The sequence below is a fragment of the Pontibacterium sp. genome (assembly GCF_041587635.1).
GTDB lineage: Bacteria > Pseudomonadota > Gammaproteobacteria > Pseudomonadales > Balneatricaceae > Pontibacterium.
Genome location: NZ_JBFGYC010000401.1, coordinates 1 through 3820, shown reverse-complemented (window position 1 = coordinate 3820; position 3820 = coordinate 1). Strand labels below are relative to the sequence as shown.

At 51.5% G+C, this 3820-nt stretch carries 4 protein-coding genes; 3 read left to right on the top strand and 1 reads right to left on the bottom strand.

Features of this window, described 5'->3' with window-relative positions; genetic code table 11:
* Positions 1-105: 105 nt before the first annotated feature.
* The gene (locus ABYW01_RS16355) at positions 106-1425 is read right to left on the bottom strand and encodes a deoxyguanosinetriphosphate triphosphohydrolase (RefSeq protein WP_372834729.1); all 1320 of its coding nucleotides are present in this window, start codon (positions 1423-1425) and stop codon (positions 106-108) included.
* Between the two features lie 279 nt (positions 1426-1704).
* On the opposite strand from ABYW01_RS16355, the gene ABYW01_RS16350 reads away from it, so the two are divergent.
* The 3 genes from ABYW01_RS16350 to ABYW01_RS16340 form a co-directional block, all read left to right on the top strand.
* Positions 1705-2376 carry a hypothetical protein gene (locus tag ABYW01_RS16350; RefSeq protein ID WP_372834726.1) on the top strand — a complete coding sequence of 224 codons (672 nt, stop codon included), beginning with the start codon at positions 1705-1707 and terminating at the stop codon, positions 2374-2376.
* A gap of 9 nt (positions 2377-2385) precedes the next feature.
* Positions 2386-2613 (top strand): GDCCVxC domain-containing (seleno)protein, encoded by a 228-nt coding sequence (locus tag ABYW01_RS16345; protein ID WP_372834723.1) that lies wholly within the window; start codon positions 2386-2388, stop codon positions 2611-2613.
* 21 nt (positions 2614-2634) lie between these two features.
* Positions 2635-3820, top strand: a 1186-nt coding sequence (locus ABYW01_RS16340; protein ID WP_372834720.1) for a thioredoxin domain-containing protein, incomplete at its 3' end; no start/stop codon positions are given.

The following is a 3820-nucleotide window of genomic DNA, read 5'->3' as shown; positions in this document are numbered from 1 at the left end:
CATTCAGGACACATCACCCCGTGTTCAGTGGAATAAACCAGCCCCTGCAGCTGATCGCGTAATGAGGACATCAGACACTCCCGGTGAAATACAGTATTGAACTGATCAGGCCAGACCACCAATTTGTCGGGCCAGATACGATGCGTAATTGTCGGTCATTCCGCCGATGAAATCGAGTGCTCGCATGTAGGAATGATAGAGCGGCTTATCATGGGCTGGCGCATGAATGCCCATCAGACTAAGAATTTTCTCTGTTTCATAGCTAAGATTTTTGCCCTTGTTCTGATGGTTGTCGTAAACCGCATGACAGAATGCATCCAGCAAAGCCCCCAGCGTGCGGTATGCCCCCACTTCCAGTTCCGTCTTGCGGGTGTCAGGGAATACACGCTCACGCGCCAGGGTCTTCGCCTTACAAATACCACTGCCAACCCCAGGATCACCATCCGACACCAGCTCCCCTTTATATTCACCTGCCATGATTTGCGGGTAATGCTGGATAAAAGCGTCGACGGAAGAATCGATCATGTTTTCCATCGCCTTACCGCGCAGGGCCGAAATTTTACGTCGAGCCGATGCTTCGGTATTGAAGATTTCCGCATCAAAGGCCAGATCACCACACATCTCCAGCAAGATGGGTTTGATCTGTTCAAAGCTGAGAATATTCAGTTCGATCGCATCCTCCAGATCAAGAATGGCGTAGCAAATATCGTCAGCAGCCTCCATCAGATAAGCCAGAGGGTGCCGGCACCAATGATTGTCATCCAACTTGACCAACCCCAGCTCTTTCGCCAGCTTGTTGAGGATCTCCAGCTCCATTTGGAAACTGCTAAACTTCCCCCGTTTACAGGCATTTTCGACACCCCACGGATATTTTAACAAGGTGCCAAGGGTTGGAAATGTCAGGCGCAGGCCGCCATCAAACAAGTGATTTTCGATACGCGTCACGACCCGAAACCCTTGAGCGTTGCCCTCAAAGGTTTGCAGATCCAGCCGCTCCCGTTCACTCAGCGCAGCCAACAAAAACTGGTTGCTATCACGCCTGAACCAATCACGAATCGCGTATTCACCCGCGTGTCCAAACGGCGGATTTCCAATATCATGAGCCAGACATGCGGCCTGCACAATGACGCCAATATCATGGGGAGTGATCCAGTCCGGTAAATCATCATGTAGAAGTTCACCGACCCGAATGCCCAAACTACGTCCCACACTGCCCACTTCAATCGAGTGGGTCAATCGTGTGTGGATATGATCGTTAGACGCAAGCGGATGCACCTGTGTTTTCCGCCCCAAACGGCGGAACGCACTGGAAAACACAATTCGGTCGTGATCTTTGTGGAAATGGCTACGGCCCAATTCCTGCGCAGACAGCGCTTGGTGGCCGTACCGCTGTGAAGTGAGCAAACGATCCCACTGCATGGACATCCTGATTCTCCTTTCCGTCACTGCTACCAGCTTAATGCCAGCTGCCGGTAGCACCATACCTGTGTTAGCACGCCATTATTGCCTGCATGCATGACAATCCGTGGACTACGGCAATATGTCCATTCTTTCGCCAGCCGCAGCACATTGCAAGTCACGGTAGCCCGTCTATGCTTTCAACTATAGACAGAGACAGCAGTACGATGTGCCACTCACATCGGGGGGATCTGAAACCCGCCAGAACGGAATCATGGTCGGCCAACTCAAATAAGGGGCCTGATTATGGATCATCACTCTTCTCACAACGCTTCAGATACCAGTCCTGAAGGCAACTTGATTGCACTTTATCCGATGGTGCACGAACTGGTTGGTGACGCCTACTTTCACATGCTCGCTGAACATTACCTCACTCACTACGCAGCTATCACACCACCCAAGCTGTTTGGTGACCGCTTCGGTCAGCTCCTGCTCAGACACTATATGTCGCACCCCGAGCTCGACAAACTGGCCGTACTGCCGGAACTGGCGAGGCTTGAATGGTTGATGCACGACTCCGAGGGTTCAGACGACGAATACATTCTGGATACGGCACAACTCGATACCGTATCGCCAGAGGAGCAACCACAAATCTGCTTTCACGCCTGTCCCAGCATCCGTTTGATGTACAGTCGGTGGCCGCTATTCAGCATCTGGATGGCCCATCAACAGGGCAAGATGGATCATCTGAGTGATGAAGGCGGCGAAGAGTGGCTGTGTATCCACCAGCAGCATGAGCATGGCAAACATCCGGTCGTTGTTGAGACCTTGTCTGAACCTATGGCGCAACTGCTCGGCGCGATCCTCAAAGGTTATACGATGGGCCAGCTGAGCCAGATGGATCTGGATCTGCGCCACTACCTGCCGTTGCTAGTACGTAAACATTGGTTGGATTACTTCACGCTGAAAAAAACCTGACACGTATTGATGATTACGCCCGTTGTCGACACTCTGACCGAAATCTGTTGTCCAAATTGTGGCTACAAACAGCATGAAGAGATGCCGATGAATGCCTGTATCTGGTTTTGGCAATGTTCAGGCTGCCAGACGTTGGTCCGCCCCAAAGCCGGGGATTGCTGTGTTTACTGCTCTTATGCAACGATACCCTGTCCTCCGGTTCAATTGAACGGAAAATGCTGCAACCGCCATCCGTAATAACTCGAGTCAGGAGCCCCCATGGCTATAAACGGACTTTCACGCCACATACGGCACCTCTATGCCCCGCGGATACAGACACTGACGCTTTTGCTGGTCTTCATCCTGAGTATTACAACACTGGCTTCTGCAGACAGTGAGGTTCGCCCCATGAACACCTATACCCTGCCAATCGAACAGGGATTACAGCATCAGTTGCTACAAGCCCTGCGAGATAAAGGGGAAAGCTATCAGCCCCGAACACATCACCTGACCAAAGATCAGCAACCTGTGTTTACCAACCGATTGATTCTGGAATCCTCCCCCTACCTGCTGCAACACGCCCATAATCCGGTCAACTGGTATGCATGGGGAGAAGAGGCACTCCAGCGGGCTAAGACGGAGAACAAACCGATCTTTATCTCGATTGGTTACTCCACCTGTCACTGGTGTCACGTCATGGAACGGGAAAGCTTTGAAAACCTGGCGATCGCCCAGTTTCTCAATCAACACTTCATCAGCATTAAAGTCGATCGAGAACAGCGACCCGACCTTGACGATATTTTTATGACCGCAGCCCAACTGATCAGTGGACATGGCGGCTGGCCTTTGAACGCGTTCCTCACCCCCAACGGAAAACCATTTTTTGCTGCCACCTATTTTCCACCCGCACAGTTTCAGAAGCTGACCAGTGAGGTGGCTCAGGTCTGGCAATCAGATAAACACAAAATAGTGACCCAAGCTGACCGTATCCACACCACCATCGAAGCCACAATGGCTCCGCGTAAAGGTGAAGGACTACCCACCCAGATAAGTGTGCAGAAAGCACTGGATCACTTTTTAAGTCAGTACGACGAATTCAACGGCGGATTTTCAAATGCGCCGAAATTTCCACAAGAAACAGTACTGCTACTGCTGCTGGATCAAGCGGTCCAACAACGAGATGACAGCCTTTTGGGTACCGTGATTCATACCCTCGATGCGATGCAACAGGGTGGTATCTATGATCAGGTCGGCGGTGGTTTCCATCGTTATGCGACGGATCCCGAGTGGTTGACCCCACATTTCGAAAAAATGCTCTACAACCAGGCCCTCCTGTCGGAGGTTTATCTACAGGCCTGGCAACTTACCAACAACCCCCTCTACAGACGCACGCTGGAACAGACCCTGGAGTACGTACTACGCGAAATGTATGCTGAAAACGGCGGTTTTTACTCAGCCACCGATG